The following is a 17513-nucleotide window of genomic DNA, read 5'->3' as shown; positions in this document are numbered from 1 at the left end:
TGAAAACCTATGTCAAAATATAAAACAATACTGCAATCTAATAAAGACGAATTACATTCTTTATATGAAATTGCAAACCAAGATTCATGGAAACCAATTTATCATATCCATCCACCATTTGGATTAATGAATGATCCTAACGGTGTATCATACTACAATGATGAATATCACGTTTTTTATCAATGGTATCCATTTGGTCCCATTCATGGAATGAAGCATTGGGGGCATGTGAAGTCAAAAGACCTTATTAACTGGGAGCGTATGCCTGTAGCCATCATCCCTACTGAAAGCTATGAATCACACGGTGCATATTCTGGTAGTGCTATTGTAAAAGATGGCCTTCTTCATTTACTTTATACAGGGAATATAAAAAATCCTGATGATTCCCGTGATGCAAAACAATGTATGGCAACAATGGATTCACAATATACGATGACGAAATATAGTAATAATCCTGTTATTGATATAATTCCTGACGGATATACAAAACATGTACGTGATCCAAAAGTCTGGAAACATAATGATATGTACTATATGTTACTCGGTGCCCAACGTGAAAATAAAACAGGAACTCTATTACTATACAAATCACAAGACCTATACAATTGGCATTTCCAAGGCGAAATTACAACAAATTTAAAAGAATTTGGATTTATGTGGGAATGCCCCGATTACTTCCAATTATCAGGGAAAGATGTACTTCTCTTTTCACCGCAAGGAATTGAAAAAGACGGAGAAAACTTTCACAATGTATACAATGTCGTTTATGCTATAGGTCATTTCGATATTAAAAATTTATATTTCCATATTGATTCCTATTACGAAGCTGATAAAGGATTCGATTTTTATGCCCCTCAAACTTTAGAAGACTCTACTAGTCGTCGCCTATTATTTGCTTGGGCAGGATCAAGTGAAATCACATATCCTTCTGATGATTATATGTGGGCTCATTGCCTAACACTTCCACGTGAATTAACATTAGAAGATAACATCATAAAACAAAAACCAGTTTCAGAATTAACAAAACTACGAACAACAAAAAAAGACATTTCAGGAGATATAACAGCTGGATTAAATGTATTATCAACGCTTGATGATGAAGGCTCCTATGAATTAATTGTTACACTTAAAACAGAAGATGCAAAGCGTTTTGGGCTTTCTCTCTTCCACAATGAGGAGGAATGTTTCCCCATTACATTTAATCGGGAACAAGGTACTATTTCTATAGACAGGGGCAACTTCTACCATCAATTTGGCGGAGAATATGGATTTGAACGCTGTAAAAAAATCGATATTCAAGATACGATAGAACTACAAATATTTGTAGATAAAAGCATCGTGGAAATTTTCTTATACGATGGTTCAACAGTCTTTACGTCCCGAGTTTTTCCTCGAAAAGACATGAAACATCATATCGCAATCTTTTCAGATGCAAAACTAAACTTTACCATCACACAATATAAGCTGAAAAGAGGGATTGTATGAGAAATGTCTTTTGTATAGGTGAACTATTAATTGATTTTGTGTGCCGAAATACTAACGTTTCTTTAGTAAACGGTTCAGATTTCGAAAAAAAAGCTGGTGGAGCACCCGCTAACGTTGCTGCTGCGATTACAAAATTAGGTGGACACGCTACATTTATGGGGCAAGTAGGAAACGACCCATTTGGTGAGTTTCTTGAACAAACTTTACAGCGTGCGCAAGTCGATACATCCATGCTCATAAAAGATAAACAAACAACACTTGCATTCGTATCCATCGATCAAGATGGCGAACGTGATTTTACTTTTATGCGTGGTGCAGATGGTGAATATCAATTCAATAGCATTGATTTATCAAAAATACAAACAAATGATTTAATACATTTCGGTTCAGCGACAGCTTTACTATCAAGCCCATTAAAAGAAACGTATTTCCAGTTGTTACAATATGCGAAAGATAACGGCCATTTTATTTCTTTTGATCCAAATTATCGAAGTGCACTCATTACAAATACAGAACAATTCTCTCAAGATTGTCTAACCTTTATAAAACATGCACACTTCGTAAAAGTAAGTCAAGAGGAAGCTACTATGCTCTCTAAAGAAAGTGATTTACAACAAGCTGCACTCAAATTATTAAATTATGGCGCAAAAGTAGTAGCTATTACACTTGGAAAAGACGGTACCCTTCTTGCGACAAATGAAGGTCAAACCATTGTCTCTTCTATTTCCATTCAACAAGTCGATACAACTGGTGCTGGTGATGCTTTCGTTGGAGCAATGTTATATCAGATTGCCCAAAGTGAACATACACTTTCGTATCATTTCAAAGACTTAACAGCGTTTATCTCCTTTGCAAATAAAGTAGGCGCTATCACATGTACAAATTACGGTGCAATTGCCTCTCTTCCATCATTAACAGATATAAAAGCATACGATTAATCGTATGCTTTTTTTACATTCCTCTCCAAAAATCATGCATAATAAAAAAGTACAAAATAACGAGAACGGCCGTCCCGCATAGGGTAATGCGCCGATATATACTCTTCTCTCCTTCCCTTGCTTTCACAAACGCCCAAATAAATCCGAAGAACAATATTAAATCAACATATGGAACATAAAAAGAAAAGACGAGAAACGCATATAAATACACGATAAATAAACAGGTCGTTACTAAGAAAACTTTAAACGCAAATTCACTTTTCATAATATAACCGCCCCCTATCTGTACTGTATTATATTCAGCAAAATACAATAGTTGCAGTTAAACTCCAAGTATAAATAAGCTACCGTCTATAATACGGTAGCCATTACGGAACATTGTATTTCCGTTTATATATATTACTTAAAATCGAAGAAGGAATTTGCTCGTAACGAATTTTCTCTCCTGTTTCATCTATAATATACGAATTGTTTCCTATATAATATATTCCATCTTTTCGTTTTGAGTACACTGGATATCTTTCATTTGGCAATACCGTTTTCACTTTCGTTAACTGTCCATTTGGTTCTTGCCAATATATATCCGCGCGGTCTACTAGCGTAAGTACTCCAATTTGTTCTTCTTCTATTTTTCGACCATTCCAGCTCACAACGCGATAACCAAGCTTATTCGCTTCATATTCGGGACTCGTATGAAAACGAGAAATGATTACTTTTGTTTGTAATTGTACTCGGTCATATAACCATTGTATATCCCTGTCATGCATGCGAATACAACCATTTGATTCCCTACTTCCAATCGTCCATTCCCGATTTGTCCCGTGAATCGCATATTCATTCTTATCTAGTCCCAGCCACCTCGTACCGAGAGGGTTATTCGGTGCACCCCCAGGTATTTTTTTTCGATGGTATTCTTTATTTTTAAATTTAGTTATAATACAAAAGTTACCTTCAGGCGTAGGTGTACGCTCTCTTCCAGTCGTTACTGGAAATGTTTTTGTGTAATTTCCATTTTCAAAAAAAGACAACTGGTTTGTCGTAAGATTTACTAATATTAAATGATCTGTATTAGCAAAAGCACTAACCGGTAGGATGAAAAATAATAGTATGACGAAACATGACTTTTTCAGCTATATCCCCCCTAGTGCTCACTATAATAAGTGGAATTAACATTACTTTGCTCTTATAAATGAAAACTATCCATTTACAATAACTCCCCCATTTACATGTATCATTTGTCCGCTAACATAGGATGAATCACTAGACGCTAAATATACATATGCTGGCGCTAATTCATATGGTTGACCAGGTCTTTGCATCGGAACATTGCTCCCAAACTGTGATACTTTTTTCTCATCAAAGCTTGATGGAATAAGTGGTGTCCAAATTGGTCCTGGCGCAACACCATTTACACGAATCCCTTTTTGCACTAACGATTGGGAAAGTGATCTTGTAAAAGCTACGATTGCCCCTTTCGTTGCGGAATAATCAATTAAAGTTTCATTTCCTTCGTATGCAACGATAGACGCTGTATTTATAATGACATCACCTTGCTTTAAATGAGAAAGCGCGGCTTTCGCAACGTGAAAATAAGAAAAAATATTAATACGAAAAGTCTTCTCTAGCTGTTCTGCTGTAATATACTCTAAGCCTTGCTGCGGATATTGCTGCGCGACATTATTTACCAAAACCTGTAAACTACCTAACTGCTGGACGGTCTCTTGAACAACATCTTTACAATGCTGTTCATCACTTAAATCACCCGGCAACAATACACACTTTACACCTTCTTTCTCAACATATTGCTTCGTCTCATTAGCATCCCCCTCCTCATCTAAATACGCAATCGCAATATTTGCTCCCTCTTTCGCAAAAGCGATGGAAACAGCTCGTCCAATTCCGCTATCTCCACCTGTAATTAATACATTCTTTCCTTTTAACTTTTCGCTTCCTTTATAATTGGGATCTTCAAACTGCGGTAGAGGATTCATTAATGATTCAATGCCAGGCTGTTTATTTTGATGTTGCGCCGGCATTGTTACAAAGTTTTTTTGCTGTGGCATAGCTTCTTTCAACTCCTTTTTCTTATAATGTGCATAATAAAAACTGGAATTCGCACATCATATTACGATTAATATTCGAATTTAAGACACAAAATATGAATTGTTGTAAACTTTTTATGCAAAACTATTGCAAAATAGTTAAAAAACGAATATTATATATAACTGTTGTGAAAATTATTCGTAAACAGAAAGGATGTTTATATGTTTAACCTTTCAAAACATAAAACTTCTATTAAAACTGAAATTATGGCAGGTATTATTACCTTCTTAACAATGGCATATATCATTGTCGTAAACCCTGTCATCCTTGGGGATGCAGGTGTTCCATTTGAACAAGCATTTACAGCAACAATTATTGCTGCTGTTGTCGGAACATTATTTATGGCAATCTTTACAAACTTACCAATCGCAATCGCGCCAGGTATGGGATTAAATGCTTACTTCTCTTACTCTGTTGTAAAAGCACATGAAGGCATGACTTTCGCAATTGCATTCTCTGCTGTATTCGTAGCAGGTATGATTTTAATTTTGCTATCATTTACATCTTTCCGTACAAAATTAATGGAAGCAATTCCTGAAAACTTAAAACATGCAATTACTGCTGGTATCGGGCTATTTATCGCCTTTATCGGTTTACGTTTAACAGGTATCGTTACAAAAAATGATGCAAACTTAGTTGGACTTGGTGATCTTCACTCTGCTCCAGTTCTACTAGCATTAGCTGGACTTGGAATTACTATTATCCTTATGTCTTTAAATGTAAATGGCGCACTATTTATCGGCATGCTATTAACTGGTATTATCGCTTTCTTCACAGGACAATTAACATTCTCAAATGGTGTTACATCAATGCCTGGATTACCAGAAGGAATTATCGTTTCAAATCCAATTACTGCTGTATCTGATGTAATTAACTACGGATTGTACGGCGTTGTATTTTCATTCTTCCTTGTTACATTGTTCGATACAACAGGTACATTACTTGGGGTAGCTCAACAAGGTGGATTTATGAAAGATGGGAAACTTCCAAAAGCTGGACGAGCTCTTCTATCTGACTCATTCTCGGCAACAATCGGTTCTATGTTCGGAACAACACCATCAACAGCTTACATTGAATCTTCTGCTGGCGTTGCAGCTGGTGGTCGTACTGGTTTAACAACTGTTACAGTAGCTGTTCTATTCGCACTAGCAGCATTCTTTGGACCATTAGTAAGTGCCGTTTCTGGTGTATCAGCTATTACTGCCCCATCATTAATTATCGTTGGTAGTCTTATGATGGGTTCAGTTCGCCACATCGATTGGGACGCATTTGATGAAGCATTCCCAGCATTCTTAGTAATATTAAGCATGCCACTTACATCAAGTATCGCAACAGGTATCGCACTTGGATTTATTTCATACCCACTTATGAAAGTAGCAAAAGGTAAATTCCGTGCTGTTCACCCACTTGTATATGTATTTGGAATTTTGTTTGCTTATCAATTAATATTCTTACCACATTAAAAAAGTAGAGCATCGAAATCCGATGCTCTACTTTTCTTTTATAACAATCATTCAAACTATAACGGTCCCTCCAAAATATGAAGGAGCTTATAACCTTTTAATATTTCTCTTCTACCTGTAATTCTTTACTATACTTTTGAATGAAAACTGATGAAATAACCATTACTATGCCCACACTAAAACTAATAAGTTGATCTAATAACATTTCATCATGAATAAACCAGCGAAGTAAAAATACGCTACCAAAAATAAACATCATAATAAATCCAGTATGTCTAAGTCCTTTATATACATTTTCCATATGTATCACCTCTTCACATACTTTTATCCATATTATACCATAATCTAAAAACGTGTATAACCAACATTCGGTATTGAAACCAATAATAAAAAGACTGCAGAGAACTCCATCTCCACAGCCTAATTATTATTTTTGCAAAAACGCCTGCAAATCTGCAAACTGTCTCTTTGCATCTTCATAGCCTTGCTCATATAGATTTTGTAGTTTTGCTGTATCTTTTTCCATACGATCTACTTGAAGCGGCACTTCTGGACGAATAACAAATAAATTCCCAGCTTGTTCTTCTTTTTCAATGTAGTGAAGTGTTTCATTATACACTTCATAACGATTCAGCATCGTGTTAACAAGGTTCGGATATTTTTTATAAGCTTTCGCTGCAACCCATCCAAACTTTGATTTTTTCTTCGCGTAACCATGATTTCTCGTTAAAATAACGACTGATTTTTTAAAACCATCTTCCTGTGCTTTACGAACTGGAATTGGATCCGAAATCCCGCCATCTAATAATTGCTTACCACGGTAATTTACTACAGGTGCAATGAAAGGCAATGAACTAGATGCTTGTAATAAATTTAGTGCATCATCATTCGTTCCTTCTTTTTCAAAATAAATAGACTGTCCTGTTTCACAATCTGTCGTTCCTACAAGAAAACGTTCCGGGCTATTAAAGTATGTTTCAAAATCAAACGGAACATGCTTTTCTGGAATCTCATGAAAAATGAACTCCATATCGAATAACTGGCGTTTTCTCCATAAATTTTTATACGATAAGTATTTTGGGTGTGATGCATAATCAATATTTACTGTTTTATTTCTATTTCTTTGTCTGGAAAGATACGACGCTGCATGACAAGCACCAGCTGATACACCGATTACATATGGAAAATATAAATCTTGTTCCATAAAGTATTCTAATATCCCGCCCGTGTACACACCACGCATACCGCCGCCTTCTAATACTAACCCCGTATTTTCAAGCATGTTACTCTCTCCTCTATATATATTGACTCTTTAATTATTCACCATGTTAAGTATCTTTTTCTATTATATATGAGTTCTTTCAGAAATTATATTCAAAAGACTTGAGAAAAAGGAGTTTTTTCTTCCAATTATATTTCCAAATGGTTGGAGACATCCTTTATAAATCTTTGAATAAAATCTTGCTCTTCTTTCGTATATCTATCTAAAAATAACAGCCACTTTTCTTCAGCTTGTTTATGTAATTTATCATGAGCTTTATATATTTCATTTCCGCTTTCCGTTAAACGGAAGAAGATTTCTTTTTGATTATCTAACATTTGCATCTTCTCAACGAATTTCTTTTGAAACAACTTTGTACAAATTTTAGAGATTGCACCCTTCGTCATTCCCATTTCTGTCGTAATAGCAGTTACATTCATCAAACCATTTTTCCCGATACACTCGATCACATGTAACTCAGATAAAGACATACCACTTATACCTGTCTCACGAAGAAATTTCTCATTTTGCCCTTTCAAATGTTCTTCTTTTTTATGCAAAAGTGTACGAATGTCCGAAAGTATTTCCATTTGTTTCGTTGCATAATCCAATCCGTTCGCCTCCTGAGTTTCTAAAGAAACAAATTAACTATATACCATTTTAAAATCATTTTTTCATATTTACAAGTGAGAAAATCATGTTAAAATAAATTTAGTTTCCGAGGAAACTAAATGACAAGGAGGTTAACATAATGAAAAAATCCAAAATACATTTCATTTTATATGTCGTCTGTATGAGTGCCTTACTCGGTTCCTTCGCTCAAAATATTTACACGCCTATCTTGCCCATGATTCAAGGTTCTTTTCACACTTCTCTTTATCTTGTAAATGTAACAGTTTCCCTTTTCACATTCGTTCTTGCGATTATGCAGCTCATATATGGACCTTTCATTGATACAAAAGGGAGAAAATCTGTCCTTATCCCTAGTTTGATCATTAGTACAATTGGTTCAATCGGATGTGCTTTTTCAGCGAACATATATGTATTTCTATTTTTCAGAGCTGTTCAAGCTATAGGAATAGCAGCTATACCTGTAGTAGCAGCAACGATTATCGGCGATTTATTTGAAGGAAAAGAACGAGGAGAAGCAATGAGCCTGTATCAAATGTTACTTGCTCTTGCACCTGCGATCGGCCCTCTCATTGGTGGTTATCTAGGCAGTATAAATGGCCACGTATCCGTATTTCTCTTTTTATCTATACTTGGCATTCTCTTATTAACGATAAATATTTCACTACTTCCAGAAACAAAACCAACTGTAAGTAAACAACCGCAAGCAAAAAAGAATTACTGGTTTATCTTAAAAAATAAAACTGGATTTTCTATTACTCTTATTGGCTTCATTCAATTTTGTATTTACTTTTGCTTCCTCGTTTTTTTACCGAGCATTTTAACAAATTCATTTCACTTAACTGCAAGTGAAATTGGTCTTATGTTTGTACCGATGTCTCTTTCTATTATGCTAGGAAGTTATTGCTACAAGTTTTTGCAAAAACGCCTCACAACAAAGCAAGCTTTATTCATTACAAGTTTCTTCAATATTATATGTGTCACTTTATTCTCTTTCACATATAACATCAATATCACGTTCATCATTATCGTTACATCTTTGTACGGTTTTAGTATGGGACTTTCTATGCCAACTCATACTACTTTATTAACAGAAGAATTTGTACAAGAACGCGCAACAGCTATCGGTATGTACAACTTCATCCGCTATCTTGGTATGGGTACAGGGCCACTTATAGGTGGATTTCTTTTATTTAACCAAAAATACTTTTGGATTTTCTTCCTAGGCGCAATTATGTTTTTACTTGTAATCTTATATGCAATGAAAATGCTACGCTTTCATGCTGTACAAAAAGTAAAATAGGGCCCCAAAAAGGTCAGCTCTATTTTACCCTCTTTGATCCGCAACAATATGAATATCAATAAATTTTGTTTGTCTCATAATTTCATTTACAATAGAGCCTTTTCGTATTTCTTCCCACCTTGTTCTTGCCGATTGTCCAAGTAAAATTTGCGTCACCTGTAATCTTTTTGCCACTTCAATAATAACATCTGCTGGCTTTCTTCCTTTTGCTTCTTCTAATACAAAGCTTGCATCAAATTGATTCGTTAGCAACTTCCACTCTTCAATCGTCTGCTTTTTTCCAGCTGAAATAGAATCTATATTTTCCCTCTCAACGTTTAATACGTACAATTCAGCATTTAACCGATCAGCCATGCGCCATCCCCGTCGTATTAATTTCTCCGCTGTCGAACTGTATTGTACACAAACAAGAATTTTTTCTTTTACACCAATCGGTTCTATTACTGTTTGGCTAATTTTCTCGTCCATATCATCTGCCACTTCACGAAGTGATAATTCTCTTAGTGCCCCTAAATTATTGAGCGTAAAGAAATTTTGTAAGCTTTGTTGAATTTTTTCTTCCTTATATATCTTTCCATCTATTAATCTCTTCCTTAATACTTCCGGCGTTGCATCAACGAGCTGAATTTCATTTGCTTTTTGTAAAATAAAATCTGGAATACGTTCTCGCACTTTAACATTCGTAATTTGAGCAACAATGTCATGAACACTTTCTAAATGTTGAATATTAAACGCTGATAATACGGATATACCAGCATCTAACAATTCCTGCACATCCATATAACGTTTCTTATGTTTAGAACCAGGAACATTACTATGCGCAAGTTCATCCACAACAACGACTTGCGGTGCCCGTTTTATAATTCCTTCCACATCGAGTTCATAAAACACTTTCCCTTTATAATCTATTTCTTTTAAAGAAACTTGTTCTAAATCAGCAATTGCGTCTTCTGTCTCTTTTCTCCCGTGCGTTTCAATTAAACCAATTACAATATCCGTACCATCCTTTTTCATCTCTCTAGCATCATAGAGCATTTTATAACTTTTTCCTACGCCTGGAGCTGCTCCTACATATAGCTTTAACTTTCCGCGATTTTGCTGACGAATATATTCTAAATATTCCTCTGGCGTTCGCCTTTGAAACTTCGGTTCATAATCATCTGCATACAAAATAAACACTACCTTTCATTCGAAACAACGCTACCTCAATCCATTAGATTGAGGTAGCACTGTTACTATTTCATTAATTTCTGTAATGCCAAATTTAGCTTTAAGACGTTCACTCGATCTTCTCCAAATAAACCAAGTGCTGCACCTTCTGTTTGATCTTTAATCAACTGATCCAGCGTTTCTTTCGGGATTCTCGTTAATTTCGAGATGCGCTCTACCTGTACGGACGCCCCCTTCGGACTAATATCAGGATCTAGCCCTGAACCTGAATTCGTTACTAAATCCATCGGCACTTCTGTAACTGGAACAGTTGGATTTTGTTTCTTCCACTCTTCAATACTTTTCTCTACCCGTTTTGCTAAATCTGGATTAGATGGTGCATAGTTATTTGAACCAGATGCTTCAGCCTTATATTCAATACTAGAAACACGCCCTTGAAAATAACGTGGATCCGTGAAGTTTTGACCAATTAATTTAGAACCAATCACTTCATTTTTATCATTATATATTAGACTTCCATCCGCATTATCCTTCATCACTGCTTGTGCAATACCAGTAACAATAAGTGGGTATACAAGTCCACACAACACTAGAAATGTAAAAGTAATACGGATAATTGGTGATAGTATACTTTGTTTCTTCTCCATCTTTTTCCCCTCTTCCTTATATAAACAAGCCGACAATCATATCAATTACCTTAATTCCAATGAACGGAACGATAACTCCGCCAAGCCCATAAATAAGTAAGTTTCGGCTAAGCAATGCATTAGAACTCATCGGTTTATATGCAATACCTTTCATCGCTAACGGAATGAGTAATGGAATAATAACAGCGTTAAATATTAATGCTGATAAAATCGCTGACAGTGGTGATGTTAATTTCATAATGTTCAATGCCTCCATTTGCGGAATCGCAAGTGTAAACATTGCTGGAATGATTGCAAAATATTTCGCTATATCATTCGCAATACTAAACGTCGTTAACGCACCTCGCGTCATTAACAATTGCTTACCGATTCCTACAACCTCAATAATTTTCGTCGGATTCGAGTCTAGATCAATCATGTTCGCCGCTTCTTTCGCTGCTGTCGTACCACTATTCATCGCTAATCCAACGTCCGCCTGTGCTAATGCCGGCGCATCATTTGTACCATCACCTGTCATCGCTACAAGTTTCCCTTTATCTTGCTCTGCTTTAATAACAGCAATCTTATCTTCTGGTTTACACTCGGCAACGAATTCATCTACTCCTGCTTCTTTTGCAATCGTTGCTGCTGTTAACGGATTATCACCTGTACACATAACCGTTTTAATCCCCATTTGGCGCAACTGTTCAAAACGATCACGCATACCCGGTTTTACTGTATCCTTTAAATAAATTAAGCCATAAATACGATTATCTACTGCAACTACAAGTGGTGTTCCGCCCTCTTTTGAAATTAAGTCTGCTTTTTGATTTACATCTTTCGGAATTGTTCCGCCTTGTGACTCAACCCATTCAATAACGGCACCTACAGCACCTTTTCTCACTTTCGTTCCGTCTTGTAAATCAACACCACTCATTCTCGTTTCTGCTTTAAACGGAACAAACTCACCTTGTTCTGCAAGTTCTCTATTATATGATATAGATTTTCCCTGCACATACTCGATAACAGATCGGCCTTCTGGTGTTTCATCTAAAACAGAACTAATAGCAGCCCACTTTCCAACTTGCTCAATCGTTTCATTTCCTACAGGTAATAATGTATGAGCCATTCGGTTCCCAAAAGTAATCGTACCTGTTTTATCTAAAATAATTGTATTAATATCGCCCGCAGCTTCTACTGCTTTCCCTGACATCGCTAACACGTTAAATTTTGTTACCCGGTCCATCCCAGCAATACCAATTGCCGATAATAGCCCACCAATTGTCGTTGGAATTAAACAAACTAATAATGCAACTAGCACAGCAGTATCAATTTGAAAACCTAAATAATTTGTAAAAATCGGCAACGTCATAACGACGATCAAGAAAATAAGAGTTAAGCTCGTTAATACTGTATTTAAAGCAATCTCATTCGGCGTTTTTTGACGAGCAGCTCCTTCTACTAAAGAAATCATTTTGTCGATAAATGATTCACCAGGATTACTCGTAATGACAATTGTAATTTCATCACTTACGACCATCGTTCCACCTGTTACGGAACAAAAATCACCGCCTGCTTCTTTTATAACAGGAGCTGATTCCCCTGTAATTGCAGATTCATCTACAGATGCTAACCCTTTGATTACTTCACCATCACTTGGAATCATTTCTCCTTGTTTTACGATAACAACGTCACCTTTTGTAAGATCAGTTGCTGAAACTTGGACAATGTCTCCATTTTCTTTTACAACATTTGCAAACACATCTTTCTTCGACTGCTTTAAAGAATCGGCTTGCGCTTTACCACGACCTTCTGCTAATGCCTCTGCAAAATTCGCAAATAAAACTGTAAATAATAGAATGAGAGAAACTGTTATATTAAACCAACCTGGTATACTACTAGAACTACTTGGAAGAAAAGATAAAATGAACGTAATGATAAATCCAATTTCCACAACGAACATAATCGGATTCTTTATCATGACTTTCGGATTCAATTTCGCAATGGATTGCTTCATCGCATGTGTTACGATATCACGATCCATCGTTTTCGCTTGTCTAACTTCATCTTCTACAGCATGTATTTGTGACTCATTTAATTGTTTTTCTTTTACTACTACCGGTCTCATCATTTACCCTCCATTACTTCAATGTAAGAAATTCTGCAATTGGTCCGAGTACTAACATCGGGAAGAATGTTAATGCACCGACAATTACAATTGTTCCGATGAAGATGCCACCAAATAAACTATTATCTGTACGGAACGTTCCGACTGTTTCTGGCACTACCGTTTTTTCTTTCAACGAAGCTGCCACAGCTAGCATCGTAATTAAACTGAAGTAACGTCCTAAAAACATAACTAAACCAGTCGTAATATTCCAAAACGGTGTATTATCTCCTAATCCTTCAAATCCAGATCCGTTATTCGCAGCTGACGATGTATATTCATATACAACTTGCGTTAAACCGTGGAAACCGGAATGAGAAATAGCATCCGTCCCTAAATTTGTTGAAAGAGCTAATGCCGAAAAGCCTAAAATGAGCAATGGATGAAATAAAATCGTGACCGCAATTAATTTCATTTCCTTACCTTCAATCTTTTTACCTAAAAACTCTGGTGTCCGTCCAACCATTAACCCAGATATAAACACTGCAATAATTGCATACATAATAATATTTACAAAACCTGCTCCAACGCCGCCATATACTGTGTTTAACATCATATTTACAAGTGGAACTAAACCGCCAATTGGTGTTAACGTATCATGCATCGTATTAACGGCGCCTGTTTCAGCAGCTGTCGTTACCGTTGCGTATAGTGAAGAAAATACTGTTCCAAATCGTACTTCTTTCCCTTCTGTACTTCCTTGTACATGTTCGATACCCATTCCATTTAATGCCGGATTCCCGTTTAGTTCAGATGTCGTAATTGTTATAAATCCTAGTAAAAACACCATAAAAAGTGAAACGAAAAGGATGCGACCTTGTTTTTTATTTCCTACCATTCGTCCGTACGTAAATGGAAGTGCTGTTGGTAATAACATCATAAGCATCATTTGCAAAATATTACTCATTTGTCCTGGATTTTCAAAAGGATGCGTAGAGTTTGCTCCGAAAAATCCACCGCCGTTATTTCCAAGTTCCTTAATGGAAACGAATGATGCAACAGGTCCACGTAATATACTTTGTTTTGCCCCATCAATCGTTTGTGCTGTAACCGCTCCATCTAACGTTTGCGGTACGCCAAGTGCGACAAAAACTAGTGCCGCAATAAATGCGATAGGAAGAAACACTCTCGTTAACGCTCTCGTAAAATCAACGAAAAAGTTACCAAGTTCTTTTCCAGCAAGTCCTCTTATAAAAGCCATAACGAGCGCCAATGTCGTTGCTGGTGCCGCAAACATTAAAAATGTAATCCCGATTAATTGTGATAAATAGGATAAACCATTTTCACCGCTATAATGCTGTAAGTTTGTATCAGCCATAAAACTAATCGCTGTATTAAAAGCGAGCGTAGGCTCCATCCCTTCAATATGCGCTGGATTTAGCGGCAACACACCTTGTAATCTGAAAATGAAATATACAATAACAATCATAAATCCGTTGAGTAAAACTAATGATAATGCGTACTGTTTCCACGTTTGATTGTATTCTTTTACACCCGTAATTTTAAAAATAAGTTTTTCAAAAGGCCCGAATACTTTATCTAGCATTTTGCTACCTTGAAAAGCTTTTTCTAAATAAATTCCCATTGGCTTTGCTACTAAAATAAACAAGAGCATTGTAATAATGACTGCAACCCAAATCATAATGAATGATTCCCCCTAATTAAAACTTCTCTGGATTTAATAATGCATACACTAAATACACTGTAATTGCTGCGACAATAACCGATAAGACAATCATCATGATTGCTTTCCTTCTTTCACAACTTTATCTGACCAACTTGCAAGACTTGCCATTGATGCAACTAATAAAATAAAAATCCCGACCATTACAACATCTAACATAGCTATCCCTCGCTTTGTTTTTGTTAAAATTTACCATTTGAATATTAAAAAAGAACACTGAGCTCTACTCAGTGTTCAAAAAATGAACAACAAAAAGTAAACCTCCTCTCTAAACGCTTACGAGGTTAGCTGTCGGATTCGGGCCTAAAGAGTAGCCCTACTTTCAAAACTGAAAGATTCACCCCAAGTGACGATGCACAAAATTGGTTCCCCCGCTCCATTTCTGGAACTCAGCGATTTTAGGTTTTTTTGGAAATTTTATGAATGATTTATGAGAGTAAATATACTCCTCTATATTTCACTTGTAAAGGGTTAAATTACTGAAAATAATAATATTTACATTCATTTAAACGCTTACATTGAAGATTATTACTATTATTTCATCTATTTTCTTTATTTCTCTTCTCTTTTCTTAAAAATGACCTTTTAAATATGAAATAAAAAGAGCGAATGAGATGAAGTGCATAGCTTGTTGCACTCAGCATTCGCTCTTTTTTATTCAACCTTTATTCTCCTCGTAAAAATGCACGTAAATTTCTCCCACGAATATAAACTTGTGTCAATTCTGCATGTAGCTGCTCATACTCGGTAATATCCACCTCTAAATACAAAGCATCTTTTGATGGTAATATAATATACGGCCCTGGAAAAAGGGGATCGATCTTAACCAATTCTTGAACTCGCTCTACCGATACTGCCCAACGATTTGCTATATCTCCAAGTAATAGTACCTTCATCATTTCTTCCCCCGCCCTATTCAAAAAATAAAAAAGAAATATTATCACAATTTGTAAACACGACAAACTTAGCTCCAATTGTTTCATAGAGCCTCGCTGGATATCGTTTATTCCTTGTAACAACAGTAATAGGTGCTTGAAAAGAAAAGCGAATGTGTTCTGTGAAAAAACTAACGATTGGAAGCTCATCCCCTAGTAAAATCACCTTCTTAATACACTCAAAAATACTAGTAAAGTCCTGCTCCTTACTGCAGCTATAAGTCCAATCAAACCCACAATTCCTAACTTCAGCCGCTATCTCTTCATTTGCTGTAAAAATAATTAACTCATGTTGAAATGATACTAGATCTCTTAAACTATCTACCTTACTTTCTTCTCCAACACAAATAAGTGTTAGTTCCATGTACCTCATCCTCCTTAGTATAAAAGAAATCAAACATAAATTGATATTCCCCTATACTAATCAGATCGATGAAGTGATGTATCCATCATGGCACCGTCCTCTCTCAAGACGCTTACGAAGTTAGCTGTCGGATTCGGACTTTGAGAGTAGCCCTACTTTCAAACTTGAAAGATTCACCCCGAGTGAAACTGCACAAATTGGTTCCTCCGCTCCATTTTTGGAATTCAGCGATTTTAGGATTTTTTGAAAATTTTCAAAAATGATTTATGAAAGTAAATATACGCCTCTATATTTCACTTGTAAATAGGTAAATTACCTAGAATAAGAAAACATCTCATTATTTAAACGCTTATAATATGTATTTTTAATACCCTTTCATCTGTTTTCTTATCATTTCTTTTTTCACAGAAATGATATTTTACATACAAAAAAGCAAATGTATATAAGCACCTATCTTAGGTGTCCTTAACATTTACTCTCTCTTTCTTTCAAAATTTATCCCGCGAATGCAACTTACAAAAATTCTGCACGTAAGGTAATATCCGCCTCTAAATATATCGTATTTTATTATAACGATATAATATATAACTTCAAGAATATTATATACTCACAATCTAAACTACACTTGCAAAAAAACTCAAAAATATTCTTCCTTTAATTTTTTTGCAAGTGTAGCAAGAGAATTACAATAGGTAAACAAACTGATTTTATTTATTTTCTTAATCCTACGATAGCCGTTAGCCTATAATGTAACTTATCATCCAATTCATTAACCCATGTTTTTTATTTAACAATTTTCATCTCATTCAAAGGCCAATAAACAACATTTGTTTTTCCAATAATATTATTTGCCGGTATAAAACCAATATCGCGACTATCTTTACTACCACGGCGATTGTCTCCTAATACAAAATAATGCCCCTCTGGAACTATAGGACTAAGAGTTGATGGCAATGTTTTTATATTAAAGTCATCAGTAAGTAACTCCTCCCTTTCCAAATCTTTCTTTTGACTCTCCAAATAAGCCTCACTATATTTTTTACCATTTATATATAGCTGGTCATTTTTATATTCAATATAATCCCCTGGAAGGCCTATAATACGCTTTATATAATTCGTTCCATCTTTATGCTTGAATACAGAAATATCAAATCGTTCTAGACCATTTAATTTGTATCCAATTTTATTCGCTACCATTCTATCTCCGTCCTGAAGAGTTGACATCATTGAGCTTCCCTCAACTACTACAGGAGTAAACATAAAGTGGCGTAGCAAGAGAATCAATATAACTATTATTAAGGGTAGAATCCAACTTCCTTGTATTCTTTTTTTAGATTCATATGGCTCATTTTTCCTCATTATCTACCATCCCTTCCACCTTTGA

19 protein-coding genes and 2 riboswitches are annotated in these 17513 nt (G+C 35.6%); of the genes, 4 read left to right on the top strand and 15 right to left on the bottom strand.

Going from position 1 to position 17513, the window contains the following annotated elements; genetic code table 11:
- Positions 1-9 precede the first annotated feature (9 nt).
- Positions 10-1485, top strand: coding sequence for a beta-fructofuranosidase (gene scrB / locus AC0OM3_RS27930; RefSeq protein ID WP_474213311.1), 1476 nt, complete (start codon positions 10-12; stop codon positions 1483-1485).
- Entirely contained in the window at positions 1482-2423 is a 942-nt protein-coding gene (locus tag AC0OM3_RS27925; protein WP_001246642.1) for a carbohydrate kinase family protein, read from the top strand. The genes scrB and AC0OM3_RS27925 overlap by 4 nt, the downstream gene beginning before the upstream one ends.
- Positions 2424-2436: 13 nt before the next feature.
- Here AC0OM3_RS27925 and AC0OM3_RS27920 read toward each other — a convergent pair whose 3' ends face one another.
- The 3 genes from AC0OM3_RS27920 to AC0OM3_RS27910 all read right to left on the bottom strand — a co-directional run bounded on the left by AC0OM3_RS27920 (position 2437) and on the right by AC0OM3_RS27910 (position 4486).
- Positions 2437-2688, bottom strand: coding sequence for a hypothetical protein (locus AC0OM3_RS27920; protein WP_000834195.1), 252 nt, complete (start codon positions 2686-2688; stop codon positions 2437-2439).
- A 103-nt stretch (positions 2689-2791) separates the two neighbouring features.
- Positions 2792-3553 (bottom strand): L,D-transpeptidase, encoded by a 762-nt coding sequence (locus AC0OM3_RS27915; protein WP_033669406.1) that lies wholly within the window; start codon positions 3551-3553, stop codon positions 2792-2794.
- Positions 3554-3619: 66 nt separating this feature from the next.
- Positions 3620-4486, bottom strand: coding sequence for an SDR family oxidoreductase (locus tag AC0OM3_RS27910; protein WP_001136284.1), 867 nt, complete (start codon positions 4484-4486; stop codon positions 3620-3622).
- Positions 4487-4687: 201 nt separating this feature from the next.
- Between AC0OM3_RS27910 and AC0OM3_RS27905 the strand changes: the two genes are divergently transcribed.
- On the top strand, positions 4688-5989 hold the full coding sequence (locus tag AC0OM3_RS27905; RefSeq protein WP_000482710.1) for an NCS2 family permease: 1302 nt from the start codon (positions 4688-4690) through the stop codon (positions 5987-5989).
- 97 nt (positions 5990-6086) lie between these two features.
- Here the strand turns inward: AC0OM3_RS27905 and AC0OM3_RS27900 are convergent, their stop codons facing one another.
- The 3 genes from AC0OM3_RS27900 to AC0OM3_RS27890 form a co-directional block, all read right to left on the bottom strand.
- Positions 6087-6290 (bottom strand): hypothetical protein, encoded by a 204-nt coding sequence (locus tag AC0OM3_RS27900; protein WP_000432808.1) that lies wholly within the window; start codon positions 6288-6290, stop codon positions 6087-6089.
- A gap of 126 nt (positions 6291-6416) precedes the next feature.
- A complete protein-coding gene (locus AC0OM3_RS27895) occupies positions 6417-7271 on the bottom strand; it encodes a patatin-like phospholipase family protein (protein WP_474213308.1) in 855 nt (284 codons plus the stop codon).
- 128 nt (positions 7272-7399) lie between these two features.
- On the bottom strand, positions 7400-7861 hold the full coding sequence (locus AC0OM3_RS27890; protein ID WP_000384217.1) for a MarR family transcriptional regulator: 462 nt from the start codon (positions 7859-7861) through the stop codon (positions 7400-7402).
- A 140-nt stretch (positions 7862-8001) separates the two neighbouring features.
- Between AC0OM3_RS27890 and AC0OM3_RS27885 the strand changes: the two genes are divergently transcribed.
- Positions 8002-9183 carry an MFS transporter gene (locus AC0OM3_RS27885; protein ID WP_474213306.1) on the top strand — a complete coding sequence of 394 codons (1182 nt, stop codon included), beginning with the start codon at positions 8002-8004 and terminating at the stop codon, positions 9181-9183.
- Between the two features lie 24 nt (positions 9184-9207).
- Here the strand turns inward: AC0OM3_RS27885 and kdpDN are convergent, their stop codons facing one another.
- The 9 genes from kdpDN to lepB all read right to left on the bottom strand — a co-directional run bounded on the left by kdpDN (position 9208) and on the right by lepB (position 17488).
- Positions 9208-10362: a KdpD-like non-kinase potassium sensor gene (kdpDN, locus tag AC0OM3_RS27880; RefSeq protein ID WP_474213304.1), complete on the bottom strand. Its 1155-nt coding sequence runs from the start codon at positions 10360-10362 to the stop codon at positions 9208-9210.
- 56 nt (positions 10363-10418) lie between these two features.
- A complete protein-coding gene (kdpC, locus tag AC0OM3_RS27875; RefSeq protein ID WP_046946542.1) occupies positions 10419-11000 on the bottom strand; it encodes a K(+)-transporting ATPase subunit C in 582 nt (193 codons plus the stop codon).
- A 16-nt stretch (positions 11001-11016) separates the two neighbouring features.
- Positions 11017-13107 carry a potassium-transporting ATPase subunit KdpB gene (gene kdpB, locus AC0OM3_RS27870; protein WP_001247994.1) on the bottom strand — a complete coding sequence of 697 codons (2091 nt, stop codon included), beginning with the start codon at positions 13105-13107 and terminating at the stop codon, positions 11017-11019.
- A gap of 13 nt (positions 13108-13120) precedes the next feature.
- Positions 13121-14788, bottom strand: a complete 1668-nt coding sequence (kdpA, locus tag AC0OM3_RS27865) for a potassium-transporting ATPase subunit KdpA (RefSeq protein WP_000638318.1) — start codon at positions 14786-14788, stop codon at positions 13121-13123.
- Positions 14789-14807: 19 nt separating this feature from the next.
- The gene (gene kdpF, locus AC0OM3_RS27860; RefSeq protein ID WP_223153441.1) at positions 14808-14885 is read right to left on the bottom strand and encodes a K(+)-transporting ATPase subunit F; all 78 of its coding nucleotides are present in this window, start codon (positions 14883-14885) and stop codon (positions 14808-14810) included.
- Positions 14885-14989, bottom strand: coding sequence for a SipW-dependent-type signal peptide-containing protein (locus tag AC0OM3_RS27855; RefSeq protein ID WP_000887894.1), 105 nt, complete (start codon positions 14987-14989; stop codon positions 14885-14887). Before AC0OM3_RS27855 ends, kdpF begins: the two co-directional genes overlap by 1 nt.
- A 100-nt stretch (positions 14990-15089) precedes the next feature.
- Positions 15090-15235, bottom strand: a riboswitch (cyclic di-AMP (ydaO/yuaA leader).
- A gap of 260 nt (positions 15236-15495) precedes the next feature.
- Positions 15496-15729, bottom strand: a complete 234-nt coding sequence (locus AC0OM3_RS27850) for a hypothetical protein (RefSeq protein ID WP_002163849.1) — start codon at positions 15727-15729, stop codon at positions 15496-15498.
- A gap of 13 nt (positions 15730-15742) precedes the next feature.
- The gene (locus AC0OM3_RS27845; RefSeq protein WP_000424070.1) at positions 15743-16129 is read right to left on the bottom strand and encodes a hypothetical protein; all 387 of its coding nucleotides are present in this window, start codon (positions 16127-16129) and stop codon (positions 15743-15745) included.
- A 93-nt stretch (positions 16130-16222) separates the two neighbouring features.
- Positions 16223-16369: riboswitch (cyclic di-AMP (ydaO/yuaA leader) on the bottom strand.
- Between the two features lie 543 nt (positions 16370-16912).
- Positions 16913-17488 (bottom strand): signal peptidase I, encoded by a 576-nt coding sequence (gene lepB, locus AC0OM3_RS27840; protein ID WP_001230620.1) that lies wholly within the window; start codon positions 17486-17488, stop codon positions 16913-16915.
- Positions 17489-17513 lie beyond the last annotated feature (25 nt).

The sequence above is a fragment of the Bacillus sp. FAU20 genome (genome assembly GCF_056033865.1).
The sequence above is the reverse complement of the archived record's forward strand: the minus strand, read 5'-3'. Positions and strand labels throughout refer to the sequence as shown.